The sequence below is a fragment of the Klebsiella sp. SWET4 genome (genome assembly GCF_024296565.1).
GTDB classification, from domain to species: domain Bacteria; phylum Pseudomonadota; class Gammaproteobacteria; order Enterobacterales; family Enterobacteriaceae; genus Klebsiella; species Klebsiella variicola.
Map to the genome: position 1 here is coordinate 403,704 of NZ_JANCOB010000003.1, position 25,645 is coordinate 429,348.

The window sequence follows — 25,645 nt, forward strand, 5'->3', positions numbered from 1 at the left end:
GTTATCGTCCGGTCTGTGTGACCCACAGCTGGCGATAACCGTCCACCTCCTCCATCCAGGCAATCTGTTTACCGTCTGGCGAAAAGACGATCGCATCAGCCGAGGGCGCATGCGCATGCACCTTGGTTAAAAAGGTGATATCGCCTGTGCCGGCATGGCAGCAGGCAATCCGATCCTCCAGCACAAAGCCCAGCCACTCTCCTGATGGATGCCAGTTAAACGCCGACTGGATACCCGACGCATGATACGTCAACTGACGCGGCTCGCCCCCCTGCGGTGAAATAAGCCACAGCTGCACCACGCCGGCGTCATCGCGCATCAGAAAGGCTATCGCCGTCGCCTGGGGATTGGCGCGCACCCAGTGGCGCGGGACGTTCACCAGTCCCGGGTAGCGGCGATGGTGGGTGAAGGTCAAACGACGCTGACTGACGCCCGCCGGCGGCGCCGGCATTGTGGTTGCGGTACCGGCCAGCGGCGCCCCGCCAGGCTGCTTCCAGCCGGCTTCATCCTGCGGCAGATCGACAATAAACAGCTCAGGCACTTTATCGCCATTTTCCGCCAGGGTATCGCCAATAAACGCCAGCGCATGGTTCCCGACCCAGCCCTCTTCATAGGCGCGATTAATCTCATCGCTGCCCGGCACGGGAGTCGGTGTCGTGCGGCTTACCAGCACGCACCAGTGGCTGCCGCTATATTCGCGCGGATGCTTTCCCTGCGGCGTCACCGGCCCATATGGCGCCGCCACGCCGACGTTGCGCAAGTCCAGCGCCGGGTCGCGCTCGTGCAGCACGTGGTCGTTATAGGTAAAGCTGACGAACTGACCGTTGGGGCTATAGACATGGACGTGGCTGCCGCCGCGCAGCGCGCCGGGTGTGTAAGGGGCGGTAATGTCCATGGCGTCCAGATTCTCGACGGCCCCCTGAAAGGCCACCACCCCGCGGCGATGATGAAAATCATACTGCCACTGCGCATCCGGCTGCTCGGGGCCATGAATAAACACATAGCGCTCCTGGGTTGGATGCACGGTCACCACGCCGACATGCGCGCCTTGCGTGGCATGATAGACGGTCTCCACAGTACCGCTGTTTACGTTCACTCGCTCAATGGTTTCACCGGTGAACGACGCGCCGGACGGGCGGACGTCGAACACCAGCCACTGGCTGTCGGGGGTCCAGGTGCGGGTGTTAGTGAGCTGGTGGTTGCGAGGGGCAAAGGTAACTTGTTTCATGGCGTGCTGACCGGGCCGATATAAGAGTGGCGTTAGCATACCGCAATCCGCGCGGGGTTGAATGCCCGACAATGTGCTTAAAACGCTTCTCCAACCTGGAAATAGAACCCGCTGCTGCCTTTGCCGATGCCGTAATCAAGACGGATATTGACCCGCGGCTTGAACTCGAAACGATAGCCAACGCCGCCGGTAGGCAGCCAGCGGCCATTGTTCAGCGATGACAGCGACGGCCCCATGGTTCCCGCCCCGACCCAGGCCACAATCCCGTGCCGCCAGGTGAGCTGCCGACGGTATTCCAGTTGGCTGCTAACGACGTTTTTATCCCGGTAGCGCCCCTGATAGTAGCCGCGCATCCGCTCGTCGCTGCCCAGCAGGGGCATCATGCTCCACGGTACATCCCCTTGGGTGAAGGCGCCATCGGCCTCCCAGGCGAGCACGCTTTTCTCGCTCAGGGCATGATAATGGCTATAGTGCAGCTGAAATTCATCAAAACGGGTATCGCTGCCTAACCCGGGGGCGTAATGGGTGTAGCGGAAGTTGGCATACTGGCCCCGGCGCGGGTTGGGGACAAAGTCGCGATCGTCCCAGTTGATATCGATGCTGGCGCCAGAGCTGAATACCGACGGTCCCTGTGGGGTACTTTCTATTTTCGGTAAAACGTCGTGGTCCATCTCATCGGCATTCTGCGCCGCCAGCGACCACCCCGCGCCGAGATAAACATTGTCGATCAGTTGCCGGTAGATTGTCGGGCGCAGGGTCAGCACCTGGGCGGTATATTTTTCCTTCTCGTTGTCTTTATCTCCGGCGTGAAAACCCTGCCCCCAGTAGTAAGTCGGGGTATTGGCCATCGACCCTTCAACAAATACGCGCCACAGATCGTTGTCGAAAAAGGCGTAGTTTTTCACGCTGAGGCCAAACGCGCCGGTGGAGCTGGCGTAGCCGCTGAGCGTCAGGGTGGAATTCTGGCTGGTGGTATCCTGCGGATCGGGGCGATACATGCCGACGACCGCGGTGCCGATGCCCAGCCCCAGCTCCGGCGTATAGAACGGACCGGGCATCACGCCCCAGTCGATGCCTTTGCTGGCGTCGAACTTATCGCTGGCGCCGAGATGCTGCAGCCAGCCGTTGATTTTCTCGCGGCTGAGCGTCTCGGCCTGGCTGCAGATCGGGTAGGTTAACAGCAGCAGAAAAAGGATAAACAGTCGGCTCAAAAGCGATACTCACCGGCGATAAAAAAACTGTTACGTTCGGCAAAGCCAAACTCGGTAGTAATATTGAAATGCTGCGTCAGCTCGTACTGCGCGCCCACCAGTACGTTCCACGGCGACTGCAAATGCTGTTTCACATCGAAGCGACCGTTATTGTCCTGATTGGCCAGATTGACCATATTTTGCAGCATCGGCGACGGCATTGAGAGATCGTTGAGACTGCCCTTAAACTCCTGCTGTACGTCCTGATACATGCTGCCGACCCACAGGTTCAGCTTTCCGGCGGGGAGATGCAGCGTATCGACCGATGGCGTATTAAAACGATAGCCTACGCGCGGCGAAAAGGTAAACGCGTCGATACTTCCGTCGAGGATATCAAAGCGCGTTTGCGTGTAGTTGGCGTCCAGCACGGTAAACCAGTTGCCGACGCCGCCCACCAGGGTGGTGCCCATCCCGTAGGTGGTGCCTTTAAAATCGAGACGAAAGTCGAGATCCTGCATCCCCGGCAGGGGCACTACTTTACCGTTTGGCCCCTTCAGACCAACGGCAATCTGCGAAATCGAATGCCCTTCGGTGTGTCCGACGAGGCCATAAACGTTCATAAATGGCAGCAGCCAGGCATCCAGCTTAAGCGTCTCGGTTTTGCTGCTTTCCCGCGTATTACCGACGCCAATCTGGAAGGCGTTATCCAGCGAGACCGGTCCATTAGCGAAAATGTTATTCACGGCGTGTTTGCAGACAGGATCCTTACCGCAATCGATGTTACGGCCATCCAGCGACAGCCCGGTGAAGTTAATGCTGTCGACATTAATATTCTGCCGCATATCCATATAGTTCATGCTGACGCCGAACGGCAGCGGCAGGACGTAGCCGCGTTTTCTGGCCTCATCGCCTAAAAAAGGCAATATCGCGGTTGGTTCCGCTACTGCGGTCTCGGTTTTGACCGGCGCAGGCAGATCCGCCGGTTCTGCGCCGTGATAGGCGTATACCGGCTCAAGCGGCGCCGTTGGTTCCGCGGCCACGCAAATCTGTACAGAGGCGAATGGCAGCGCAACCAACATCAAACGGTGGTATATATTCATGAAAATTATGATGTTAGTGAAGCATTGCGAAAAAGAGGGCGGGTAGCTTATAGAATCCCCTGTACGGAATAAGGGATTTAAATGCGGATTAACATCTGTTCATGAAAAAAGAGAAGATCGGCCCGGACAACGCCGGGCCTGAAGAACGCTTACGCTAAAACGTATTTTTCAATGGCGAAGGCGACGCCATCTTCGAGGTTAGATTTTGTGATGAAGTTCGCCGCTTCTTTGACCGCGGGAATGGCGTTATCCATCGCCACGCCGACGCCGGCAAACTCAATCATCGCGATATCATTTTCCTGATCGCCAATCGCCATAATCTCTTCCGGTTTGATACCCAGCGCATCGGCCAGGGACTTCACGCCAGTGCCTTTATTGACGCGTTTATCCAGAATTTCGAGGAAGTACGGCGCACTTTTCAGCACGGTGTACTTCTCTTTCACTTCCGCCGGGATACGGGCGATGGCCTTATCCAGGATCGCCGGCTCATCGATCATCATCACCTTCAGCAGCTGGATCTCAGGGTCCATTTTTTCCGCTTCACAGAACACCAGTGGGATGGTCGCCACGTAGGATTCGTGGACGGTGTAGTAGCTGATATCGCGGTTCGCGGTGTAGAGCGTGTTGCGATCGAGCGCGTGGAAGTGAGAGCCAACCTCGCGGGAGAGCTGCTCGAGGAAACGATAGTCGTCATAGCTTAGCGCGGTTTGCGCAACGGTACTGCCGTCACCGGCCTTCTGCACCAGCGCGCCATTGTAGGTAATGCAGTAATCACCCGGCTGCTCCATATGCAGCTCTTTCAGATAGCTGTGGACGCCAGCGTAAGGGCGACCAGTGGTCAGCACCACGTTGACACCCCGCTCGCGCGCCGCAGCGATGGCGGCTTTCACCGCAGGAGAGATGGTATGGTCTGGCAGCAGCAGCGTGCCGTCCATATCGATTGCAATCAGTTTAATAGCCATAGGATCCCCGGGTAAGATGAGTCTTCCCTCATGCTAACGCGATTCCGCTCAAAAAACAGTAAAAGTGTCGGGCAGAAAGGGGGATGGAAGCGGGAGCGAAGAATCCCCTTTTAGCAGCAAAAAAAAGCCCGGTCACGCGATGCGACCGGGCTTATACATCCTGTTGCCCCGGTAAAACGCGTTACCGGGAAATACGCGACTTAAATATCGATATTCGCCGCTTTCAGGGCGTTCTCTTCGATAAAGGCGCGACGCGGCTCAACGGCATCGCCCATCAGGGTGGTGAACAGCTGGTCGGCAGCGATCGCATCCTTAACGGTTACGCGTAGCATGCGGCGGCTGTCCGGATCCATGGTGGTTTCCCACAGCTGATCCGGGTTCATCTCGCCCAGACCTTTATAGCGCTGGATGGAGAGACCGCGACGGGACTCCTTCACCAGCCAGTCGAGAGCCTGCTCGAAGCTGGCTACCGGCTGACGGCGTTCGCCGCGCTCGATGTAGGCATCTTCTTCCATCAGGCCGCGCAGTTTCTCGCCCAGGGTGCAGATACGGCGATATTCCGGCCCCATGATGAACTCGTTATCCAGCGGATAGTCGGTATCCACCCCGTGGGTACGGACGCGGATAATCGGCTCAAACTGCTGCAATTCACTGTTCTCACGGACATCAAATTTCCACTGGCTGCCGTGCTGCTCTTTCTCATTCAGCTCGGAAACCAGGGTGTTCACCCAGCGGGTTACCTTCTGCTCGTCAGCCAGATCGGCCTCGGTCAGGGTCGGCTGATAGATAAGCTCTTTCAGCATCGCTTTCGGGAAGCGGCGCTCCATGCGGCCAATCATTTTCTGGGTGGCGTTGAACTCGGCAACCAGTTTTTCCAGCGGTTCGCCCGCCAGCGCCGGCGCATTGGCGTTGGTGTGCAGGGTCGCACCGTCAAGAGCGATAGCGATCTGATACTGATCCATCGCTTCGTCGTCTTTAATGTACTGTTCCTGCTTGCCTTTCTTCACTTTGTACAGCGGCGGCTGGGCAATGTAGACATGGCCGCGTTCGACGATTTCCGGCATCTGACGGTAGAAGAAGGTCAACAGCAGGGTACGAATGTGCGAGCCGTCGACGTCCGCATCGGTCATGATGATGATGCTGTGATAGCGCAGTTTATCCGGGTTGTACTCATCGCGGCCGATGCCGCAGCCAAGGGCGGTGATCAGCGTCGCCACTTCCTGGGAAGAGAGCATTTTATCGAAGCGGGCTTTCTCAACGTTGAGGATTTTACCCTTCAGCGGCAGGATCGCCTGGTTCTTACGGTTACGACCCTGTTTAGCAGAGCCGCCCGCGGAGTCCCCTTCCACGAGGTACAGTTCAGACAGCGCCGGGTCGCGTTCCTGGCAATCCGCCAGTTTGCCCGGGAGGCCTGCCAGATCCAGCGCGCCTTTACGGCGGGTCATTTCACGGGCGCGACGTGCGGCCTCACGGGCGCGCGCGGCGTCAATAATTTTGCCGACCACGATTTTGGCATCGGATGGGTTTTCCAGCAGGTATTCGCTCAGCAGTTCGTTCATCTGCTGTTCTACCGCCGACTTCACCTCAGAGGAGACCAGCTTGTCTTTGGTCTGTGAGGAGAATTTCGGATCCGGCACTTTCACCGATACCACGGCGATCAGACCTTCACGCGCGTCGTCGCCGGTGGCGCTGACTTTCGCTTTTTTGCTGTAGCCTTCTTTATCCATGTAGGCGTTGAGGGTACGGGTCATCGCCGCGCGGAAGCCCGCCAGGTGAGTACCGCCGTCACGCTGCGGAATGTTGTTGGTAAAGCAGTAGATGTTTTCCTGGAAACCGTCGTTCCACTGCAGCGCCACTTCCACGCCGATACCGTCTTTTTCGGTGGAGAAATAGAAGATATTCGGATGGATCGGCGTTTTGTTCTTGTTGAGATACTCAACGAACGCCTTGATGCCGCCTTCGTAGTGGAAATGATCTTCTTTGCCGTCGCGCTTATCGCGCAGGCGGATAGAGACCCCTGAGTTCAGGAACGACAGCTCGCGCAGACGTTTCGCCAGGATGTCATATTCGAATTCAGTAACGTTGGTGAAGGTTTCATGGCTCGGCCAGAAACGCACCATGGTGCCGGTTTTATCGGTCTCGCCGGTCACCGCCAGCGGCGCCTGCGGTACACCGTGCACATAAATCTGTTTGTGGACTTTGTTATCGCGCTGGATAACCAGCTCCAGCTTCTGCGACAGGGCGTTAACCACCGAGACGCCTACGCCGTGCAGACCGCCGGACACTTTATAGGAGTTATCATCAAATTTACCGCCGGCGTGCAGGACGGTCATGATAACTTCCGCTGCGGAGACGCCCTCTTCCGGGTGAATGCCGGTTGGGATGCCGCGACCGTCATCCTGTACGGAGACGGAGTTATCGCTGTGGATGGTGACAACGATATCTTTGCAGTAACCCGCGAGCGCTTCGTCGATAGCGTTATCCACAACCTCGAATACCATGTGGTGCAGACCGGTGCCGTCATCCGTGTCGCCGATATACATACCCGGGCGCTTACGCACCGCATCCAGCCCTTTCAGGACTTTGATACTGGAGGAGTCATAAGAATTCGACATCAACGTTTCTCGCTCATTTAATCTTGGGTTAATCCGTTATTTTACCTTTTTCCACGCGGAACATCTTCGAATTTTTGTCCGACATGTCCATAACGTGTTCAGCGCTGATCGCGCTGACGAAAACCTGCGACTGCGTCGCTTTCAGGCGGCTGGATAACAGACCGCGGCGGGCATCATCAAGTTCCGAGGCAAAATCATCTATCAGGTACAGGCAGCGCCGCCCGCTGACGCGGGTGAGGAACTCACCTTGCGCCAGACGCAGGGCGCACATCAGCAGTTTAAGCTGCCCGCGCGACAAGGTATCTTCCACCGGCGCCCCGTCGGCGCGAATACGGAAATCCGCTTTATGCGGGCCGTGGGCGGTGTAGGTTAACATTCTGTCGCGCTCGAAATTCCGCTCCAGCACCTCCGCGTAGTCGGTCTCTTTTTCCCAACCGCGCTGGAAAGAGAAGGTGAGCGTGAATTCCGGTAAAAATTGCTGACAAGTATCCGCCATGTCTTCGACGATAGCGGCGCTGTATTCGGCACGCCAGCGGCTGATTTGTTCCGCCAGCGGAATGAGTTCCAGATCCCACGGTCGCAGCTGGGCATAGCGGCTGACCTGACGCAGCGCGGCGTTGCGCTGCTTGACCAGGCGCTTCAGGTTGCTCCAGGCGGTGAAGAATCCGGCTTCGTTATGAAAACATCCCCAATCGAGGAATGCTCTTCTGTATTTGGGGCCGCCATTGAGTAAAGTAAACCCCTCCGGCGTGATCAGCTGCATCGGCATCAGGTGCGCCAGCTCCGCCACTTTGTGGCCGTCAGTGCCGTCGATGCGCACCTTGCTGTCTCCCTGTTTGTCTTTGGTCAGGCCGATGGCGGTTTCCCGCTCTTCGCCCTGCAGGCGGCCGTGCAGGACAAAAGCCTCCTGCTCGTGGCGGATCACCCGGCCAATTTGCAAACTACGAAACGCCCGGCCATGACCGAGCGTATAGATAGCTTCCAGCACGCTGGTTTTGCCGCTGCCGTTCGCGCCAACCAGGAAGTTAAAGCCGGGAGATAAAGCGAGATCCGCGCTTTCAATATTGCGGAAGTCTTTGATGAGCAAGCGCGTCAGTGACATATCAGCGTTCTTTGGGCCAGGGCGTTATCGGCGCAGCCAGTTTCAACGCGGACTGCGCGCAGACCCTGGAGCGTACACGAAGTACGTGACAGGGGCGAGCACAGCCCAGGTTGAAAATGGCAAGTAAGATAGCCTGATATTTTCCACTACAATCTCATAGGCATGACGACATAGGCGGCGGATTGTGAAGCCGCATCCTCAATCTGCACGCTCGACACCGAATCCGTCAGCAGAATGCGCACATTCTCGCATTTCAGCGCATTGAGCACATCCAGCACGTAGCTAACGTTGAAGCCAATCTCCATCTCCGTTCCGGCGTAGGTCACGTCAAGGATCTCTTCCGCCTCTTCCTGCTCCGGGTTGTTAGCGGTGATTTTCAGCTGATTTTCGCTGACGTACAGCCGCACGCCGCGGAATTTCTCGTTCGAGAGGATTGCCGCGCGGGCGAAGGCCTGCTTGAGAATGTCACAGCCAGCATCGAGATGTTTATCCGGATTTTTCGGCAATACGCGGCGATAATCCGGGAAACGGCCATCAACCAGCTTCGACGTAAAGATAAAATCGCCCACATGAGCGCGGATATTGTTGCTGCCAATCTGCACGCGCAGCGGGGTATCGCCGCCGTCGAGCATCCGCATCAACTCAATCACCCCTTTACGCGGCACGATCACCGAATGGTTCGGCAGCGACGCTTCCAGCGGCATCGAACAGACCGCCAGGCGGTGACCATCGGTGGCCACCGTGCGCAGTTCGCTGCCTTCGGTTTCAAACAGCATGCCGTTTAAGTAGTAACGCACATCCTGGTGCGCCATCGAGAACTGAGTGGCTTCGATCAGACGCTTCATGGTCGCCTGCGGCAGGGTAAATTCCACTTCGCTCTGCCAGTCATCCAGATTCGGGAAATCGGCAGCAGGCAGCGTCGACAGCGAGAAGCGGCTGCGGCCGGAACGCACCAGCATCCGATCGCCTTCCAGCTGAACCGCGATCTCCGCGCCTTCCGGCAGGCCGCGGCAGATATCAAAGAATTTACGCGCCGGAACGGTCGTTGCGCCCGCTTCGTGCGGCTGAACCAGCGCCACGCGCGCCACCATCTCCATTTCAAGATCGGTACCGGTCAGCGACAGTGCGCCGTCCGCGACCTGAAGCAGCAGGTTACCGAGAATGGGCAGCGTCGGACGACCACCTAACGGACCGCTCACCTGTTGCAGCGGTTTTAATAAATGTTCACGTTCTACGGTAAATTTCATAGCGTCACGAGGATAATGTTCTGATTAAATTGGAAAAATCTTCTTTAATGTCGTGGCTTTCTTCACGCAACTGCTCAATCTTACGGCAGGCGTGCAGCACGGTGGTATGGTCGCGGCCGCCAAACGCATCGCCGATTTCCGGCAGGCTGTGGTTGGTCAGCTCTTTGGCCAGCGCCATCGCCATCTGGCGAGGACGCGCCACCGAACGGGAGCGGCGCTTGGACAGCAGATCCGCTACCTTAATCTTGTAGTACTCCGCCACCGTCTTTTGAATATTGTCGATGGTGACCAGTTTTTCCTGCAGCGCCAACAGATCGCGCAGCGCTTCGCGCACGAAATCGATGGTGATCGCCCGGCCGGTGAAGTTGGCGTTGGCGATAACGCGGTTCAGCGCCCCCTCCAGCTCACGCACGTTTGAGCGCAGTCGCTTGGCAATAAAGAACGCCACTTCGCCCGGCAGGCGAATGTCGTTTTCATCGGCTTTTTTCATCAGGATCGCGACGCGGGTTTCCAGCTCCGGCGGCTCGATCGCCACCGTCAGACCCCAGCCGAAGCGGGATTTCAGACGATCTTCTACGCCGTTGATCTCTTTTGGATAACGATCCGACGTCAGGATGATCTGCTGATTACCTTCCAGCAGGGCATTGAAGGTGTGGAAAAACTCTTCCTGGGATCGCTCTTTATTAGCAAAGAACTGAATGTCATCGATCAGCAGGGCGTCAACGGATCGGTAGTAGCGTTTAAACTCTTCGATGGCGTTGTTTTGCAGCGCTTTGACCATGTCCTGGACGAAACGCTCGGAGTGCATATAGACCACTTTGGCGTTCGGCTTACGCGCCACAATGCCGTTACCCACCGCGTGCAACAGGTGGGTTTTCCCCAGACCGGTGCCGCCATAAAGGAACAGTGGGTTGTAGGCCCCGCCCGGGTTATCCGCCACCTGACGCGCCGCCGCGCGGGCCAGCTGGTTAGATTTACCTTCGACGAAGTTATCAAACGTGTGTTTCACGTTAACGTTAGAGCGGTAGGTCGGCTCCGCTGGCGCCGGGACATTATCCCAGCCTGGGCGCACGATCGTCGGCGCCACGCGCGCGGTCTGCACCTGCGCCGCCGGAATGGCCGCCGCAGCCGGGCTTACCGCTCCTTTCTGCAGCGAGCTGGCTGGCTTAGCACCCACCTCAAAACGCAGCTGCGGGGCATCAGCACCGCAAAAGTCATTGAGGAGTCCATTGATATTATTGAGGTATTTGTCCCTTACCCAGTCGAGCACAAAACGGTTTGGCGCATACAGTGCCAGCGTGTTATCGCTCAGTTCCGCCTGCAATGGGCGGATCCACATGCTGAATTCTGTGGCTGGTAACTCATCCTGCAATCGGGCAAGACACTGCTGCCAAAGCGAAAGTGACACGGCGGACTCCACTCGAACATAAAATCGATATCAAAGAAAAACAGAAACAATCATGATTGTTGGCACACGTCGACAAGACCCTGCATTAGCCGAAAAGCCCCTGCACAAAAGGGGTGACGTGCGAACCGCTATCTGCGGTTATTACCCGTTGCGGATCCGTGGATCACGATCGGGACCGGGGATCATAGCCTAAACTGAGAAAGAGATCTTGTGTTTCTCAACAGATTCTTCCCGATTTATCCACAGGAAGGATCGAAACCGGGTAAGTGTAATCGATCCTGGGGAGAGTGAAGCACGATTTCCGCCGCATATTGGAAAAATTAATGAGCTATGCTGGTTTTGGGCGGAAACGATCTAACAAAGATCCTTCAGGATCCTTGCGCTTTACTGGCCAGGCCGTATAATCCCCCACCCGGCGCGTAATGCCCGTTTTCGTCACGCGTCTCAGCTTATTTTTTGTGCGACAAGGTGCGAGAAATAAGGAAAGAGAATTGACTCCGGAGTGTACAATTATTACAATCCGGCCTCTTTAATCACCCACGCTGAGGCGTAAGTCGTTCGAAGTTCGTTCGGGTCTACGCAAAAGTCAGTGAATTTATTCAAGTTTAGGTAGAAATCGCCATGAAACGCACTTTTCAACCGTCTGTACTGAAGCGCAACCGTTCTCACGGCTTCCGTGCTCGTATGGCTACTAAAAATGGTCGTCAGGTTCTGGCACGTCGTCGTGCTAAAGGCCGCGCTCGTCTGACCGTTTCCAAGTAATAAAGCTAACCCTGCGTGGTTAAGCTCGCATTTCCCAGGGAGTTACGCTTGTTAACTCCCAGTCATTTCACTTTCGTCTTCCAGCAGCCACAACGGGCTGGCACGCCGCAAATCACCATCCTCGGCCGCCTGAATTCGCTGGGGCATCCCCGCATCGGTCTCACCGTCGCCAAGAAAAACGTGAAACGCGCACATGAACGCAATCGGATTAAACGTCTGACGCGTGAAAGTTTTCGTTTGCGTCAACATGAACTCCCGCCAATGGATTTCGTGGTGGTGGCGAAAAGAGGGGTTGCCGACCTCGATAACCGTGCTCTCTCGGAAGCGTTGGAAAAATTATGGCGCCGCCATTGTCGCCTGGCTCGCGGGTCCTGATCGGCCTGATTAGAGTTTATCAGCGCCTGATTAGTCCGCTACTCGGGCCGCATTGTCGTTTCACCCCAACCTGTTCTCAATACGGAATTGAGGCCTTACGCAGGTTTGGTGTGATAAAAGGCAGTTGGTTGACAATGAAACGCGTATTAAAATGCCACCCTTTACACCCTGGTGGTGACGATCCCGTCCCGCCTGGACCATTTGATACCAGAGAACACTAACGATGGATTCGCAACGCAATCTTCTTATCATCGCTTTGTTGTTCGTGTCTTTCATGATCTGGCAAGCCTGGGAGCAGGACAAAAATCCGCAGCCCCAGCAGCAGACCACGCAGACTACGACCACAGCAGCGGGTAGCGCCGCCGACCAGGGCGTACCGGCCAGTGGCCAGGGGAAACTGATTACGGTTAAAACCGACGTGCTTGAACTGACTATCAACACCAACGGTGGCGATATTGAGCAGGCGCTGCTTCTGGCGTATCCAAAAACGCTGAAGTCGACCGAACCGTTCCAGTTACTGGAAACCACGCCGCAGTTTGTCTACCAGGCGCAGAGCGGCTTAACCGGTCGTGATGGTCCGGATAACCCGGCGAATGGCCCGCGTCCGCTGTACAACGTCGATAAAGAGGCGTTTGTGCTGGCAGATGGCCAGGATGAAATCGTCATTCCGCTGACCTACACCGACAAAGCCGGCAACGTCTTCACCAAAACCTTCACCCTGAAACGTGGCGGCTATGCGGTGAACGTGGGTTATAGCGTGCAGAACGCCAGCGAGAAGCCTCTGGAAGTCTCGACCTTCGGTCAGTTGAAGCAGACCGCGGCGCTGCCGACCAGTCGCGATACGCAGACCGGCGGCCTGTCCACGATGCATACTTTCCGTGGCGCAGCGTTCTCGACTTCAGATACGAAATACGAAAAATATAAATTCGATACCATTCTGGACAACGAAAACCTGAACGTCAGCACCAAGAACGGTTGGGTTGCCATGCTGCAGCAGTACTTCACCACCGCGTGGGTGCCGCAGAATAATGGAACGAATAACTTCTACACCGCTAACCTCGGCAACGGCATTGTGGCTATTGGCTACAAATCGCAGCCGGTACTGGTGCAGCCAGGTCAAACCGACAAACTGCAGAGCGTGCTGTGGGTCGGCCCGGCTATTCAGGACAAAATGGCTGCCGTTGCGCCGCACCTGGATCTGACCGTCGACTACGGCTGGCTGTGGTTCATCTCCCAACCGCTGTTTAAGCTGCTGAAATTCATCCACAGCTTCCTCGGCAACTGGGGCTTCTCGATCATCGTTATCACCTTTATCGTTCGTGGCATCATGTACCCGCTGACCAAAGCGCAGTACACCTCCATGGCGAAGATGCGTATGCTGCAGCCGAAGATTCAGGCCATGCGTGAGCGTCTGGGCGACGATAAACAACGTCAAAGCCAGGAAATGATGGCGCTGTATAAAGCGGAAAAAGTGAACCCACTGGGTGGCTGCTTCCCGCTGATTATTCAGATGCCGATCTTCCTTGCGCTGTACTACATGCTGAGCGCCTCGGTTGAACTGCGTCATGCGCCGTTTATCCTGTGGATCCACGACCTGTCTGCACAAGACCCATACTACATCCTGCCGATCATCATGGGCGCGACCATGTTCTTCATCCAGAAGATGTCGCCAACCACCGTGACCGACCCGATGCAGCAGAAGATCATGACCTTTATGCCGGTCATCTTCACGGTGTTCTTCCTGTGGTTCCCGTCTGGCCTGGTGGTGTACTACATCGTCAGCAACCTGGTCACCATTATTCAGCAGCAGCTGATTTACCGTGGTCTGGAGAAACGTGGCCTGCATAGCCGCGAGAAGAAGAAATCCTGATACTCTTCATTCTTCAAGCCAACGCATCTGCGACTTGGATAATTTAGAGTAGTTACGGTAACGTTAATGCCAGAGAAGGCGGTCAATGGACCGCCTTTTTTACATCTACATAGAGAGTCACCATGAGCCATAACGACACTATCGTCGCCCAGGCAACCCCTCCGGGACGCGGTGGGGTGGGCATCCTGCGTATCTCCGGCCTTAAGGCGCGCGATGTCGCGCAGGCGGTACTCGGCAAGCTGCCGAAGCCGCGCTATGCCGACTACCTGCCGTTCAACGACGTTGACGGTACGCCGCTGGATCAGGGAATTGCGCTGTGGTTCCCCGGGCCGAACTCCTTTACCGGGGAGGATGTGCTTGAGCTGCAGGGCCACGGCGGCCCGGTCATTCTCGATCTGCTGCTCAAACGTATTCTGACGTTGCCCGGCGTACGCATCGCCAGGCCGGGCGAGTTTTCCGAGCGCGCGTTCCTCAACGACAAGCTCGACCTGGCGCAGGCAGAAGCCATCGCCGACCTCATCGACGCCAGTTCAGAACAGGCGGCGCGCTCGGCGCTGAATTCGCTGCAGGGGGCGTTCTCCGCGCGGGTGAATCATCTTGTGGAAGCGCTCACTCACCTGCGCATCTATGTGGAAGCGGCTATTGACTTCCCGGATGAAGAAATCGATTTCCTCTCAGACGGCAAAATTGAAGCCCAGCTGAACGGCGTGATGGCCGACCTCGACGCCGTCCGCGCGGAAGCTCGCCAGGGCAGTCTGCTGCGCGAAGGGATGAAAGTGGTGATCGCCGGGCGACCAAATGCCGGTAAATCGAGCCTGCTCAACGCCCTGGCGGGCCGCGAAGCGGCGATCGTCACCGACATTGCGGGCACCACCCGCGACGTGCTGCGCGAGCATATCCATATCGACGGCATGCCGCTGCATATCATCGATACCGCGGGCCTGCGCGACGCCAGTGACGAAGTGGAGCGTATCGGCATCGAGCGCGCCTGGCAGGAGATTGAGCAGGCGGATCGGGTGCTGTTTATGGTCGACGGCACCACCACCAGCGCCGTTGATCCGGCGGAGATCTGGCCAGACTTTATCGAGCGCCTGCCCGCTAAACTGCCGATTACCGTGGTGCGTAATAAAGCCGACGTCACTGGCGAAGCGCTGGGTCTCAGCGAAGTCAATGGCCACTCACTGATCCGCCTGTCGGCGCGAACCGGCGAAGGCGTGGAGGTGCTGCGGAACCACCTTAAGCAGAGCATGGGCTTCGATACCAGCATGGAAGGCGGCTTCCTCGCCCGCCGCCGTCACCTGCAGGCGCTGGAAGAGGCGGCGAACCATCTGCAGCAGGGCAAAGCCCAGCTGCTGGGCGCCTGGGCCGGGGAGCTACTGGCGGAAGAGCTGCGCCTCGCGCAGCAGGCGCTGAGCGAGATCACCGGGGAGTTCACCTCCGACGACCTGCTGGGCCGCATCTTCTCCAGCTTCTGTATCGGCAAATAACGTTTAGTCCGTAAACGTTCACTCACCCGCATTAACGCCGCGTTAATGCGGGTTTTTTCTTGCCCTTTGCGGCGCAACGTTCTCTACTTTTATCTCCCCTTTTACCACGAGACTAAAGCATGACCGTTGAATATACCGTGATCGAGAAGGTGCCCTCCGCCGAAGCGTTTTGCCACCTGCGGGTGGCGGCAGGCATGTCGCCGCGCCCCCTGGAAGGCGCCAGAGCCGGGCTGCCGCATAGCTGTTACGGCGTACATATCCTCTGGCAGGAGACGCCGATCGCGATGGGACGTATCGTCGGCGACGGCGCGATTAATTTCGATATTGTCGACGTCGCCGTCGATCCGGCTCATCAGGGAAAAGGCCTAGGCCGGCTGGTGATGGAGAAGCTGATCGCCTGGCTGGACGCTAACGCCTTTGACGGGGCCTACGTTACGCTGGTGGCGGATGTGCCGGAGCTGTATGCGAAGTTCGGCTTTGAAAGCGTTCGGCCGGAAAGCGAAGGGATGGCCCGCGTCTGGCGAACCCGGAGTCGTTAACTCGCGTTTCCTGCCAGGAAAAGAGTGTTGTCCAAATGGCAACTCGTCTTGTGGCGCGTTCCTCACTATGCTGAACGCCATTCACATCGCGAGGATCCCATGACACGCTTTCTTCTCTGCAGTTTCGCCCTGGTTCTGCTCTATCCCTCCGGCATCGATATGTATCTGGTCGGCCTGCCGCGTATTGCTCAGGACCTGGGGGCCAGCGAGGCACAATTACATATCGCCTTTTCAGTCTATCTGGCCGGTATGGCCTCCGCGATGCTGTTTGCTGGTCGCATCGCCGACCGGTCAGGACGTAAGCCTGTCGCCATTGTGGGCGCGGTGATCTTTGTTGTCGCCTCCCTGCTCTGCGCCCAGGCGCACGCCAGCAGCCACTTCCTCGTCGGACGCTTTATCCAGGGGATCGGCGCCGGCAGCTGCTACGTGGTGGCTTTCGCTATCCTGCGCGATACGCTGGACGATCGCCGCCGCGCCAAGGTGCTGTCGTTGCTCAACGGCATTACCTGCATTATCCCCGTCCTGGCGCCGGTGCTTGGCCACCTGATTATGCTGAAATATCCGTGGCAGAGCCTGTTCTACACCATGACCGGCATGGGCGTCATGGTCGGTTTGCTGTCGGTCTTTATCCTGCGCGAGACGCGCCCGACGGCACACCCGCAGACTGCGACACCGCAGCATGGCGGCAGTGAGTCGCTGCTGAACCGCTTTTTTCTCAGCCGCATTCTCATTACCACCCTCAGCGTGACGGCGATCCTGACCTACGTGAACGTCTCTCCGGTTCTGATGATGGAAGAGATGGGGTTCGACCGGGGAACTTACTCAATGGCGATGGCCCTGATGGCGATGATCAGCATGGCGGTCTCCTTCTCGACGCCGTTCGCCCTGTCGCTGTTTACCCCCCGCACCTTAATGCTGACCTCGCAGGTACTGTTCCTGGCGGCAGGCCTGGCACTGAGCCTCGCCACCCGCCAGACCCTCACCCTGATCGGGTTGGGCATGATTTGCGCCGGCTTCTCCGTCGGATTCGGCGTCGCAATGAGCCAGGCGCTGGGGCCGTTCACGCTGCGCGCGGGCGTCGCCAGTTCGGTCCTCGGCATCGCGCAGGTGTGCGGTTCATCGCTGTGGATTTGGCTCGCCGCCATCATCGGACTCAGCGCAATGAATATGCTGATCGGGATACTCATTGCCTGTAGCATAGTGAGCCTTGTTTTGTTACTGGTCGTCACCCCGCCGCGGGTTGCGCAATACGATGAAGAAGCCGCTGTCGAGTCTTGATCTTAATTTACTCCTCTGCCTGCAGCTCCTGACCCAGGAGCTCAGCGTTACCCGTACGGCGAAGCGGATGAACGTTTCGCCGTCAGCGGTGAGCAAGTCGCTGGCCAAACTGCGCGCCTGGTTTGACGACCCGCTGTTTGTGAAAACCCCGCTGGGTCTGGCGCCTACGCCGCTGGTCAGCAGCATGGAGCAGGATCTGGCGGACTGGATGCAGATGGGCAACCAGATCCTCGATAAACCACACCACACCATGCCCAGCGGCCTCAAATTCGAGCTGGCGGCGGAAACGCCGCTGCTGATGATCCTGTTTAATACCCTCTCCCAGCGCATCTATCAGCGCTATCCGCAGGCATTGATTCGTTTGCGCAACTGGGACTACGACTCGCTGGACGCCATCATTCGCGGCGAGGTGGATATCGGCTTCTGCGGGCGTGAAAGCCATCCACAGTCGCGGGAGCTGCTGAGCCTGCTGCCGTGGTATATCGATTTTGAGGTACTGTTCACCGACCTGCCGCAGGTCTGGCTGCGCGCCGATCATCCAGCGCTCAGGGAAGAGTGGGATCTGGCGGCATTCTTACGCTATCCGCATATCACTATCTGCTGGGAACAACGCGATACCTGGGCGCTGGACGATGTGCTGCAGGAGCTGGGGTATAAGCGTAACGTGGCGCTGACCGTGCCAGGGTTTGAACAATCGCTTTTTATGGCCGCTCAACCGCAACACACCATGCTGGCTACCGCGCCGCGCTACTGCCAGCACTATAATCAGCAGCACCAGCTGCCGCTAGTCTCCCGGCCGCTACCGCTGGAGGCGCAGCATCTGGAAAAGCTGCGCGTTCCCTTCACCCTGCTATGGCATAAGCGCAACAGCTACAACCCGAAGCTCGTCTGGCTTAGAGATACGCTGAAAGCACTCTATTCCGGTACGCTGTAAGCCTTGTTTCGTGTCTATCGCCCCTTATTTGCGCAAGAATTTGTAAAATTCAAACAAATTCCCTTTTCAAGGGGGGATTTCGGCATTAAAACCTGTTAATACCAGGCGATAATAGCGCCCGCAATTTTATCCAGACCATTACTCACGGAGCGACGTATGGCAACGCATTTTGCAAGAGGGATACTTAGTACCGGGGAGCCGCTATCGACACGTTTGTCAGCGGCCTGTCATCAATCCGCACGCCTACTCCCTGAATACCGTCAGGCTCGCTTTCGCGCTTCGCGTTCGCTACTCGCCGAACTGCTGTTTATGCTTTACGGTATCAGCGAGCTGCCTGAAATTATCAATGAAGCCAATGGCCGACCGGTTTTTAGCGATCGTCATCTTCCTCGCTTCTCTATCTCTTATACTGGCAATATTGTTGGCGTCGCGCTGACCACCGAGGGGGATTGTGGCCTCGACATGGAACTGCAGCGCACGGTGCGTGGTCACGACGCCGACCGGCACAATTTCAGTAACAATGAAAATCTGTGGATTAACATTCAGCATGACCCGGATGAAGCGCGTAGCCAGCTGGTGGCCCTGCGGCGAAGCGTGTTGAAACTGACCGGCGAAGCATCAACGCAGCTGCTGCCGGGTTCTGGCCGCCTGCGCACCGCCGGTAGCCAGCCGATCGAAGCCGTCTGTGATGCCGAATCGCTGCTGGTGTGGTCGATTGCCGCCAGCCCAAATATCGGCTCGCTGAAGGTCTGGGAATATGATGCTAAGGGGGGCGAATGGCGCAGCCTGCCGGATGCTCAGCAGCGCGCACGCGAACCGTCGGCCCGTCTGATGCGTTTTACCAGCTTACCGATGGAAAAAACCTTATCCCTCAATTGACCGGTTTTGCCGGCATCATGATACAAAGGAGCAATCATGTCAGATACCTTAAAAGTGGTTACGTTACTCGGCAGCCTGCGCAAAGGGTCGTTTAATGGAATGGTCGCGCGCACCCTGCCCGGCATCGCGCCAGCGGGCATGGATATCTCCGCGCTGCCGTCGATCGGTGATATCCCGCTGTACGATGCTGATATGCAGGAGGAAGAGGGGTTCCCACAGCGCGTGCAGGATATTGCGCAACAGATCCGCGAAGCGGATGGCGTGGTGATCGTCACTCCCGAGTATAACTATTCCGTGCCTGGCGGCCTGAAAAACGCCATCGACTGGCTGTCACGCCTGCCCGAGCAGCCGCTGTCCGGCAAACCGGTACTGATTCAGACCAGCTCAATGGGCGCCATCGGCGGTGCGCGCTGCCAGTATCATTTGCGCCAGATTCTGGTCTTCCTTGATGCGATGGTAATGAATAAACCGGAATTTATGGGCGGCGTCATCCAGAACAAAGTGGATCCGCAGTCGGGTGAAGTAGTCGATCAGAGCACCCTCGACCATCTGCGTGGCCAGCTGACCGCCTTTGGCGACTATATTCGGCGGGTTAAAGCATAAAAAAAGCCCGGCAGCGATGCCGGGCTTTTTCATCATGCGTGCGGATTAATGTGCATCGATAAAGACAATTTTCAGCACGAACAGCAGCGAGACGATAATCACGCACGGGCTGAGCTCGCGCAGACGGCCGGTACCGATCTTCATCACGCAGTAAGAGATAAAGCCTAAGGCGATACCTTCGGTGATTGAGAAGCTAAACGGCATCATCACCGCGGTGATAAACGCCGGTACCGCTTCCGTCAGGTCATCCCACTTCACGCGCGCCAGGCTTGAGGTCATCAGTACGCCAACGTAAATCAGCGCGCCGGCGGCGGCATAGGCCGGAACCATCCCTGCCAACGGTGACAGGAAGATAACCAGCAGGAACAGGATCCCAACGACAACGGCGGTCAGGCCGGTGCGTCCGCCCACGGAAACGCCGGAGGAGGATTCGATATAGGCGGTCACCGAAGAGGTACCAATAAAGGAACCGGCAACGGACGAGACGCTGTCGACAAACAGCGCTTGCTTCATGCGCGGGAATTTACCCTGTGCATCAGCCAGACCCGCTTTATCGGTGACGCCAATCAGCGTCCCGGAGGAGTCAAACAGGTTGACCAGCATAAACGAGAAGATCACGCCGGCCAGGCCCAGGTTCAGGGAGCCAGCCAGATCGACATGACCAATCACCGACGTCACGCTCGGCGGCGCGGAGACGATGCCGGTGTAGTGCACATCGCCCAGCATCCAGCCCAGTAGGGTGGTGACCACAATAGACACCAGGACCGCGGCATGAATGTTACGTGATGCCAGAATCGCGATGATAAAGAAGCCCAGTATGCCCAGCAGCACACTGTGGGAGGTCAGATGACCAATGCTGACCAGCGTTTCCGGATTAGCGACGATAACCCCGGCATTTTTCAGACCCATCATGCCGATAAACAGGCCGATACCGCTGGTGATACCGACGCGCAGGCTCACCGGAATATTGGCGATCATCCAGTAGCGTACACGGAAAATCGTCAGCAGCAGCAGGCCGACGGCGCCCCAGAAAATCGCGCCCATGCCTACCTGCCACGGCAGGCCCATCGCCTGCACCACCACAAAGGCGAAGAAGGCGTTCAGACCCATCGCCGGCGCAAGAGCCACCGGCAGGTTCGCGAACAGGCCCATCAGGATACTGCCGAACGCAGCAATCAGACAGGTAGTCACAAACACGGCGCTGGTATCCATGCCCGCTACGCCAAGAATTTGTGGGTTAACAAAAACGATATACACCATCGTCAGGAACGTGGTGAAACCGGCGATCGCTTCCGTACGCACTGTGGTGCCGTGCTCGCGCAGCTTAAATACGCGCTCCAGCAGACCCTGGCCAGAAGACTGGCTGGTTTGTTGTTGACTCATTATCGGTTTCCGAACGTAAAGGAGGGAAAATTCGAGGCTATCCTATACCAAAACAGGGCACCCGGCGCAGTTGTATGGTAATTTTTTTCATTTATTTTGCTTATACGGCAACGATTGCGTCGCGGCATTGGGCATGACGAAAACGTTAAACTTGTTAATACGGAAAGACTATGACTCAACCAGAAGCAGTATTTTTTGACTGTGACGGCACACTGGTCGACAGTGAGGTGATTTGCTCCCGCGCCTACGTTCACATGTTCCAGGAATTCGGCATTACGCTGGACCTTGCCGAGATTTTTAAGCGCTTCAAAGGGGTGAAGCTGTACGAAATTATCGACACCATCAACGCTGAGCATGGCGTTAACCTGCAAAAAGCGACGCTGGAGCCAATTTACCGTGCGGAGGTCGCTCGCCTGTTTGATAGCGAACTGGAGGTGATTGCCGGAGCCCAGGCGCTGCTGGATGCGGTAAGCGTCCCGATGTGCGTGGTTTCCAATGGCCCGGTCAGTAAAATGCAGCACTCTCTTGGCCGCACCGGCCTGCTGCACCATTTCGCTGACCGCTTGTACAGCGGCTATGATATTCAGCGCTGGAAGCCTGACCCGGCGCTGATGTTTCATGCGGCAGAGGCCATGCAGGTAAAAGCCGAAAACTGTATCCTGGTGGATGACTCCAGCGCCGGTGCTCAGTCGGGGATTGCCGCCGGCATGGAGGTGTTTTATTTCTGCGCCGATCCGCATAACCAGCCGATCGATCATCCCAAAGTGACGACCTTTACCGATCTGGCAGAGCTGCCGGCATTGTGGCAAGCGCGCGGCTGGGATATCACGCGTTAAGGGCCTGGTGAGCGGCACGTTGGCATCGATGTAGCCCCGCTAAGCGTCTGTGCAAGCGGGGAATAGAATCAGCGACTGGTTATGGCTGCAATTCAGTGACTGCCGCTTTATCGGCAATAATCACCAGTGAAGGGTGTAATTTGAGCACCGACGCCGGCACCTGCTCGCTGACCGGGCCTTCAACCACCTGCTTAAGGGCTTGCGCCTTCGCCGCGCCGCTCACGATCAACAGCAGATTTTTTGCCGCCATCACGCTTCTCGGCCCCATGGTGACATAGCTATCGGGCACGACGGAAAAATCCCCGCCCATCTCGCCGTTAGCGACAATACCAATCATTTCCCCATGAATCGGCACTTCGACCGTCTGATCATGAAAGCGGGTGGTATTCGGCAGGTTGCCGCAAAAATGGCCGTCAGCCCCCAGCCCCAGCACCATCAGATCAAGGCCGCCAGCCTCTTCCAGCTGGCGATCGTGCTGAGCGGCGTTGTCCAGCGTCAGCTTGTGAATGTTCTCTTCTTTGATCTGCGCCGGGGTAAAAAACAGCTGGCGCAGATTAGATATCGTGACGCCTTCTCGCGACTGGCCGCGAAAGGGGATCTCATCGAAGTTGTAATAGTGCACCCGATCATAGAATGCTTTGCCTTTCACGGCGGCGGTTAGATGCTCATACATCCGCTTTGGCGTACTGCCGGCCGTCACGGCGAGATTCACCCGCCGCGGTGCCGTGATATAGCCCAGAACATGATGGCTGGCGACCAGGCTCATCTCTTCATAATCTTCGGTCACAATCATTTTCATCTTGTCGTCCTTCACAAGCACAAAACGGGGGCTGAAGGCCCCCCTAACGGTTATTTAAACAGTTTCTGCACAAACTCGGCGTAGGCCGGGCGCCAGACGTCCATTTCATGGTTCAGGCCAGGATACGAGTGATAGTCGAAGTTGATCTTCTGTTTTTCCAGCTCGCGTTTCAGACCCGCGATATCGTTGCCGGTGACGGAATCTTTTTCCCCGACGACCACGGTAAAGTTGCGCAGCTGCTTATTGATCGCGTCAGGCTGCTTCAGCTGCGCTTCCACGCCGGCATTCGGCACTGTCGTGGTCGTGACGCCGCTAAAGGTGGCGAGCCAGCCAAAGCTATCCAGATGGTTCATTCCGGAAACCAGCGCCTGATAACCGCCCTGTGACAGGCCAGCCAGCGCCCGGCCGTCGGCATCTTTACGCACGTTAAACCGGGTATCGATCAGCGGAATGATATCCTGCATCAACTCGTTATCCGCCGCCTGCGCATTGAGCGGATAGAAGTTTTTGCGCCGCTCCTGCGGCGGAAAGTTTTCCGCTATCGCTTCCGGGGTATCGGTTTCGGTATCCGGGACCACCACCAGCATCGGCTTGATTTTGCCCTCCGCCAGCAGGTTATCCATGATCTGCGGGATACGCCCCTGATCGATGGCCGACAGACCGCTGTCGCCAAAGCCATGATAGAAATAGAGCACCGGCAGCGGATCGCCGGTTCCGCTATAGCCCGGCGGCGTCCAGACATAGAGACGACGTTCGGCGTTCAGTGCCTTCGAGTGATAGGTGAGGGTGCGCAGATCGCCATGCGCGACCGCCCGATCGTCGAGAATACTACCAGGTACCAGAATCAAACTGGTATTCACCTGGCGCTGCGGCTTCTGATAGCGGCTGCCGGTATCCACCGAGCGGAAGCCATCCACATCGAAATAGTATTCATAGAGATTGGGTTTCATCGGCTCACTTTTCCATGTCCACACCCCCTGAGCCTCTTTGGTCATGTCGTGTGAGACAAAGGAGTCCGGCGTGGCGCCGGTCACTACCGACACCCGCCGGGCATCAGGAGCAAACAGGCGATAAGTGATACTCTTATCCGCGTTAACCTGGGTAATAAAGTGGCTCACCGGCAGGGTGGGATCCGGCATCGCGGGTAATGGCGCCGCCTGGAGGGTAAATGCCGCGCCCGCCAGCGCCAGTGCGAAATACATTGCATGTCGTTTCATCGTTAGTCCTCTTCCGTTGTGTCCGTTCTGTTATCGTCTTACCACCAGATTTCCGCCTGCGCCCCCACGGCAAACTGATCGTTTTTACCGTCTTCAAAAATGCTGGTGGTATTATTCGCTGCCTTATCCAGGTCGATATCCTTCGCTTTAATATAGGTGGCATAGAAGCGAATTTCCGGGCGCGAGGTCAGCATACTGGTATTGACTTTGAAGGTATGGAACAGCGTGGTCTTGTAGCCGGACTCGTTATATTTCTTGCCGGTAACATCTTTGTTTTGCTGTTTGAAGTATCCCAGCTCAACGCCGGTCTGGTTATATTTATCCCAGATATAAGCCGGTCGCAGGACCGTGCGAATGGATTCAAAATCGGAGTGGGCCCCGGTTTCGTAGCTATAGACATCGTTACCAAAGGAGTAGACGATGGCATTCGCCATAATAACGTCATCGCGTAAATAGGTTTCCCCCTGCGAGGTTAAGCGCACGGCGGTGCCATTGGTATGATCGCCATAATAGCGGCCGTTAAAGGTGGTATAGGGGCTGGATCCGGTATAGCGCGAGAAGCTGCTGGCAATAGAATTATTCGCCAGTAAGAAAGAGAATTCATTAAAGCCGCCGTTTGCCCATTTCTGTGTTAACGAAGTGCCTGCCATCCAGGTATCTTTCCACGGATAATAACCTTCATTGCCCTCTTTATATTTCTCTGAGGAACTTTGATTCGCGGCGACATAGCGTCCGCTGACCATCAGGCTGGCTTTATCCCACAGCGGAATCTCTTTGTAGCGAACGTCCAGAGTATTGGTGTTAATTTGCTGCTTATTGCTCAAAGAACGATCGTAATCATCGACATCTTCGCGGACCAATGCGATATCGAATTTCCCGGCGCCCACCTGCCAGTTTTCCAGCCCCACGCCGGCCGCCGCATCGGTTCTCTGCGTTTTCCAGTCCAGCATCTGGATTTCGATTTTTGGCGCCCCGTGTTTGCCGACCCAGAAATCGGCTTCCGGGGCAAACGGCAGGAACCCTTTGGTGTTAACGTACATATCCGAGAACTGGATGTAGTTTTCGCCGCCGGCATTGTCACCAAACCAGCCTGAGGAGTACTGCTGGCCGACGTTCCCGTCGAGCATCACGATGGCATCAACGCGTTTATCACCTTCCTGAAACACCCGCTGCTTCAGCTGCAGATCGAACCAGCCGGAATATTCATTGCCCAGGCGGCCAAGCGAACCGATCGCCCACGATTTTGGCGAGCCGTGCGAGGCGGTGCCCCAGCCGGAACGGAAGTAGCCGTTATAGCTGAAGCCAATTTCATCTTTCACGAACGTGCTAAAATCTTTCAGCGTCATCGCGCTGTAGGCTGGCGCGCCATCCGTGGCAGGTTGTTGATTTTTAACCAGCACCGCATCCGGTTTAACCGCCGTTTTCGGACCGGCGGCCGCCACCCCTGTCTTACGCTTCTGACCTTCCGCAGGAGGAGACCATGAGGCCCAAATCTGGTCTCTTTTTCTCTCCTGGTCCTGATATTTTTTGAGCTCTTTTTGCGTGTCTTTGAGCGCTTTCTCCAGCAGCTCAAGTCGTTGCTCCACCGTCAACGGGCTTGCTATCAGAGTGGTGGAATAACAAAGAGGCGCCAGCAAGACTATCGCCGAAGCGATCCTGTTTTTTCTCATCATAATATTCCTTTATATAAGCATTGGCGTAAATAAAACACGACAGCAACAACCATCCCGCGCAGGTTCTAATAGCCCTATCCATACCGTTTGAGGTCGCGGCGGCTGTTATTTTTGCAGTTAGACAAAAGCAAAAAAAAACCTGAAGAAGACCATCTGCC

23 protein-coding genes are annotated in these 25,645 nt (G+C 56.6%); 11 read left to right on the forward strand and 12 right to left on the reverse strand.

Annotated elements, in window-relative coordinates; translation table 11 throughout:
• Position 1: 1 nt before the first annotated feature.
• The 8 genes from NKJ21_RS11055 to dnaA form a co-directional block, all read right to left on the reverse strand.
• Positions 2-1,228, reverse strand: a complete 1,227-nt coding sequence (locus tag NKJ21_RS11055; protein ID WP_046622907.1) for a DUF3748 domain-containing protein — start codon at positions 1,226-1,228, stop codon at positions 2-4.
• A gap of 77 nt (positions 1,229-1,305) precedes the next feature.
• Positions 1,306-2,439, reverse strand: a complete 1,134-nt coding sequence (locus NKJ21_RS11060; protein WP_080923867.1) for a BamA/TamA family outer membrane protein — start codon at positions 2,437-2,439, stop codon at positions 1,306-1,308.
• On the reverse strand, positions 2,436-3,518 hold the full coding sequence (locus tag NKJ21_RS11065; protein WP_074155813.1) for a hypothetical protein: 1,083 nt from the start codon (positions 3,516-3,518) through the stop codon (positions 2,436-2,438). The genes NKJ21_RS11060 and NKJ21_RS11065 overlap by 4 nt, the downstream gene beginning before the upstream one ends.
• Before the next feature lie 149 nt (positions 3,519-3,667).
• Positions 3,668-4,480 carry a sugar-phosphatase gene (gene yidA / locus NKJ21_RS11070; RefSeq protein ID WP_008806746.1) on the reverse strand — a complete coding sequence of 271 codons (813 nt, stop codon included), beginning with the start codon at positions 4,478-4,480 and terminating at the stop codon, positions 3,668-3,670.
• A gap of 200 nt (positions 4,481-4,680) precedes the next feature.
• A complete protein-coding gene (gene gyrB, locus NKJ21_RS11075; RefSeq protein WP_012540255.1) occupies positions 4,681-7,095 on the reverse strand; it encodes a DNA topoisomerase (ATP-hydrolyzing) subunit B in 2,415 nt (804 codons plus the stop codon).
• A 28-nt stretch (positions 7,096-7,123) separates the two neighbouring features.
• Complete coding sequence (gene recF / locus NKJ21_RS11080; RefSeq protein WP_008806744.1) at positions 7,124-8,197, reverse strand: DNA replication/repair protein RecF; 1,074 nt, start codon at positions 8,195-8,197, stop codon at positions 7,124-7,126.
• A gap of 146 nt (positions 8,198-8,343) precedes the next feature.
• Entirely contained in the window at positions 8,344-9,444 is a 1,101-nt protein-coding gene (dnaN, locus tag NKJ21_RS11085; RefSeq protein WP_008806743.1) for a DNA polymerase III subunit beta, read from the reverse strand.
• A gap of 4 nt (positions 9,445-9,448) precedes the next feature.
• Positions 9,449-10,852: a chromosomal replication initiator protein DnaA gene (dnaA, locus tag NKJ21_RS11090; RefSeq protein WP_012540254.1), complete on the reverse strand. Its 1,404-nt coding sequence runs from the start codon at positions 10,850-10,852 to the stop codon at positions 9,449-9,451.
• A gap of 621 nt (positions 10,853-11,473) precedes the next feature.
• Here dnaA and rpmH point away from each other — a divergent pair.
• The 10 genes from rpmH (at position 11,474) to NKJ21_RS11140 (ending at position 19,579) form a co-directional block, all read left to right on the forward strand.
• The gene (gene rpmH, locus NKJ21_RS11095; RefSeq protein WP_000831330.1) at positions 11,474-11,614 is read left to right on the forward strand and encodes a 50S ribosomal protein L34; all 141 of its coding nucleotides are present in this window, start codon (positions 11,474-11,476) and stop codon (positions 11,612-11,614) included.
• Between the two features lie 15 nt (positions 11,615-11,629).
• Positions 11,630-11,989 carry a ribonuclease P protein component gene (gene rnpA, locus NKJ21_RS11100; protein WP_004151535.1) on the forward strand — a complete coding sequence of 120 codons (360 nt, stop codon included), beginning with the start codon at positions 11,630-11,632 and terminating at the stop codon, positions 11,987-11,989.
• Positions 11,953-12,210: a membrane protein insertion efficiency factor YidD gene (yidD, locus tag NKJ21_RS11105; RefSeq protein WP_004151536.1), complete on the forward strand. Its 258-nt coding sequence runs from the start codon at positions 11,953-11,955 to the stop codon at positions 12,208-12,210. The genes rnpA and yidD overlap by 37 nt, the downstream gene beginning before the upstream one ends.
• A gap of 2 nt (positions 12,211-12,212) precedes the next feature.
• A complete protein-coding gene (gene yidC, locus NKJ21_RS11110; RefSeq protein WP_012967005.1) occupies positions 12,213-13,859 on the forward strand; it encodes a membrane protein insertase YidC in 1,647 nt (548 codons plus the stop codon).
• A 122-nt stretch (positions 13,860-13,981) separates the two neighbouring features.
• Positions 13,982-15,346, forward strand: coding sequence for a tRNA uridine-5-carboxymethylaminomethyl(34) synthesis GTPase MnmE (gene mnmE / locus NKJ21_RS11115; RefSeq protein ID WP_008806740.1), 1,365 nt, complete (start codon positions 13,982-13,984; stop codon positions 15,344-15,346).
• Between the two features lie 119 nt (positions 15,347-15,465).
• Positions 15,466-15,885, forward strand: coding sequence for a GNAT family N-acetyltransferase (locus NKJ21_RS11120; RefSeq protein WP_012969248.1), 420 nt, complete (start codon positions 15,466-15,468; stop codon positions 15,883-15,885).
• A gap of 99 nt (positions 15,886-15,984) precedes the next feature.
• Positions 15,985-17,163, forward strand: coding sequence for an MFS transporter (locus tag NKJ21_RS11125; protein ID WP_012543311.1), 1,179 nt, complete (start codon positions 15,985-15,987; stop codon positions 17,161-17,163).
• A complete protein-coding gene (yidZ, locus tag NKJ21_RS11130) occupies positions 17,138-18,097 on the forward strand; it encodes an HTH-type transcriptional regulator YidZ (protein ID WP_004151541.1) in 960 nt (319 codons plus the stop codon). Before NKJ21_RS11125 ends, yidZ begins: the two co-directional genes overlap by 26 nt.
• Before the next feature lie 309 nt (positions 18,098-18,406).
• Entirely contained in the window at positions 18,407-18,976 is a 570-nt protein-coding gene (locus NKJ21_RS11135) for a 4'-phosphopantetheinyl transferase superfamily protein (RefSeq protein ID WP_162493349.1), read from the forward strand.
• 36 nt (positions 18,977-19,012) lie between these two features.
• Positions 19,013-19,579 (forward strand): NADPH-dependent FMN reductase, encoded by a 567-nt coding sequence (locus tag NKJ21_RS11140; protein WP_008806736.1) that lies wholly within the window; start codon positions 19,013-19,015, stop codon positions 19,577-19,579.
• 45 nt (positions 19,580-19,624) lie between these two features.
• Here NKJ21_RS11140 and NKJ21_RS11145 read toward each other — a convergent pair whose 3' ends face one another.
• The gene (locus NKJ21_RS11145) at positions 19,625-20,962 is read right to left on the reverse strand and encodes an NCS2 family permease (RefSeq protein ID WP_008806735.1); all 1,338 of its coding nucleotides are present in this window, start codon (positions 20,960-20,962) and stop codon (positions 19,625-19,627) included.
• A gap of 170 nt (positions 20,963-21,132) precedes the next feature.
• On the opposite strand from NKJ21_RS11145, the gene yieH reads away from it, so the two are divergent.
• Positions 21,133-21,798, forward strand: coding sequence for a 6-phosphogluconate phosphatase (yieH, locus tag NKJ21_RS11150; RefSeq protein ID WP_008806734.1), 666 nt, complete (start codon positions 21,133-21,135; stop codon positions 21,796-21,798).
• 79 nt (positions 21,799-21,877) lie between these two features.
• On the opposite strand, the gene NKJ21_RS11155 is transcribed toward yieH, so the two are convergent.
• From NKJ21_RS11155 to NKJ21_RS11165, 3 genes are read right to left on the reverse strand one after another with little or no spacing between them, the layout of a single operon-like run.
• Positions 21,878-22,597 (reverse strand): glucosamine-6-phosphate deaminase, encoded by a 720-nt coding sequence (locus NKJ21_RS11155; RefSeq protein WP_008806733.1) that lies wholly within the window; start codon positions 22,595-22,597, stop codon positions 21,878-21,880.
• 50 nt (positions 22,598-22,647) lie between these two features.
• The gene (locus NKJ21_RS11160; RefSeq protein WP_012969244.1) at positions 22,648-23,814 is read right to left on the reverse strand and encodes an alpha/beta hydrolase-fold protein; all 1,167 of its coding nucleotides are present in this window, start codon (positions 23,812-23,814) and stop codon (positions 22,648-22,650) included.
• 38 nt (positions 23,815-23,852) lie between these two features.
• Complete coding sequence (locus tag NKJ21_RS11165; protein ID WP_254732896.1) at positions 23,853-25,487, reverse strand: carbohydrate porin; 1,635 nt, start codon at positions 25,485-25,487, stop codon at positions 23,853-23,855.
• Positions 25,488-25,645 lie beyond the last annotated feature (158 nt).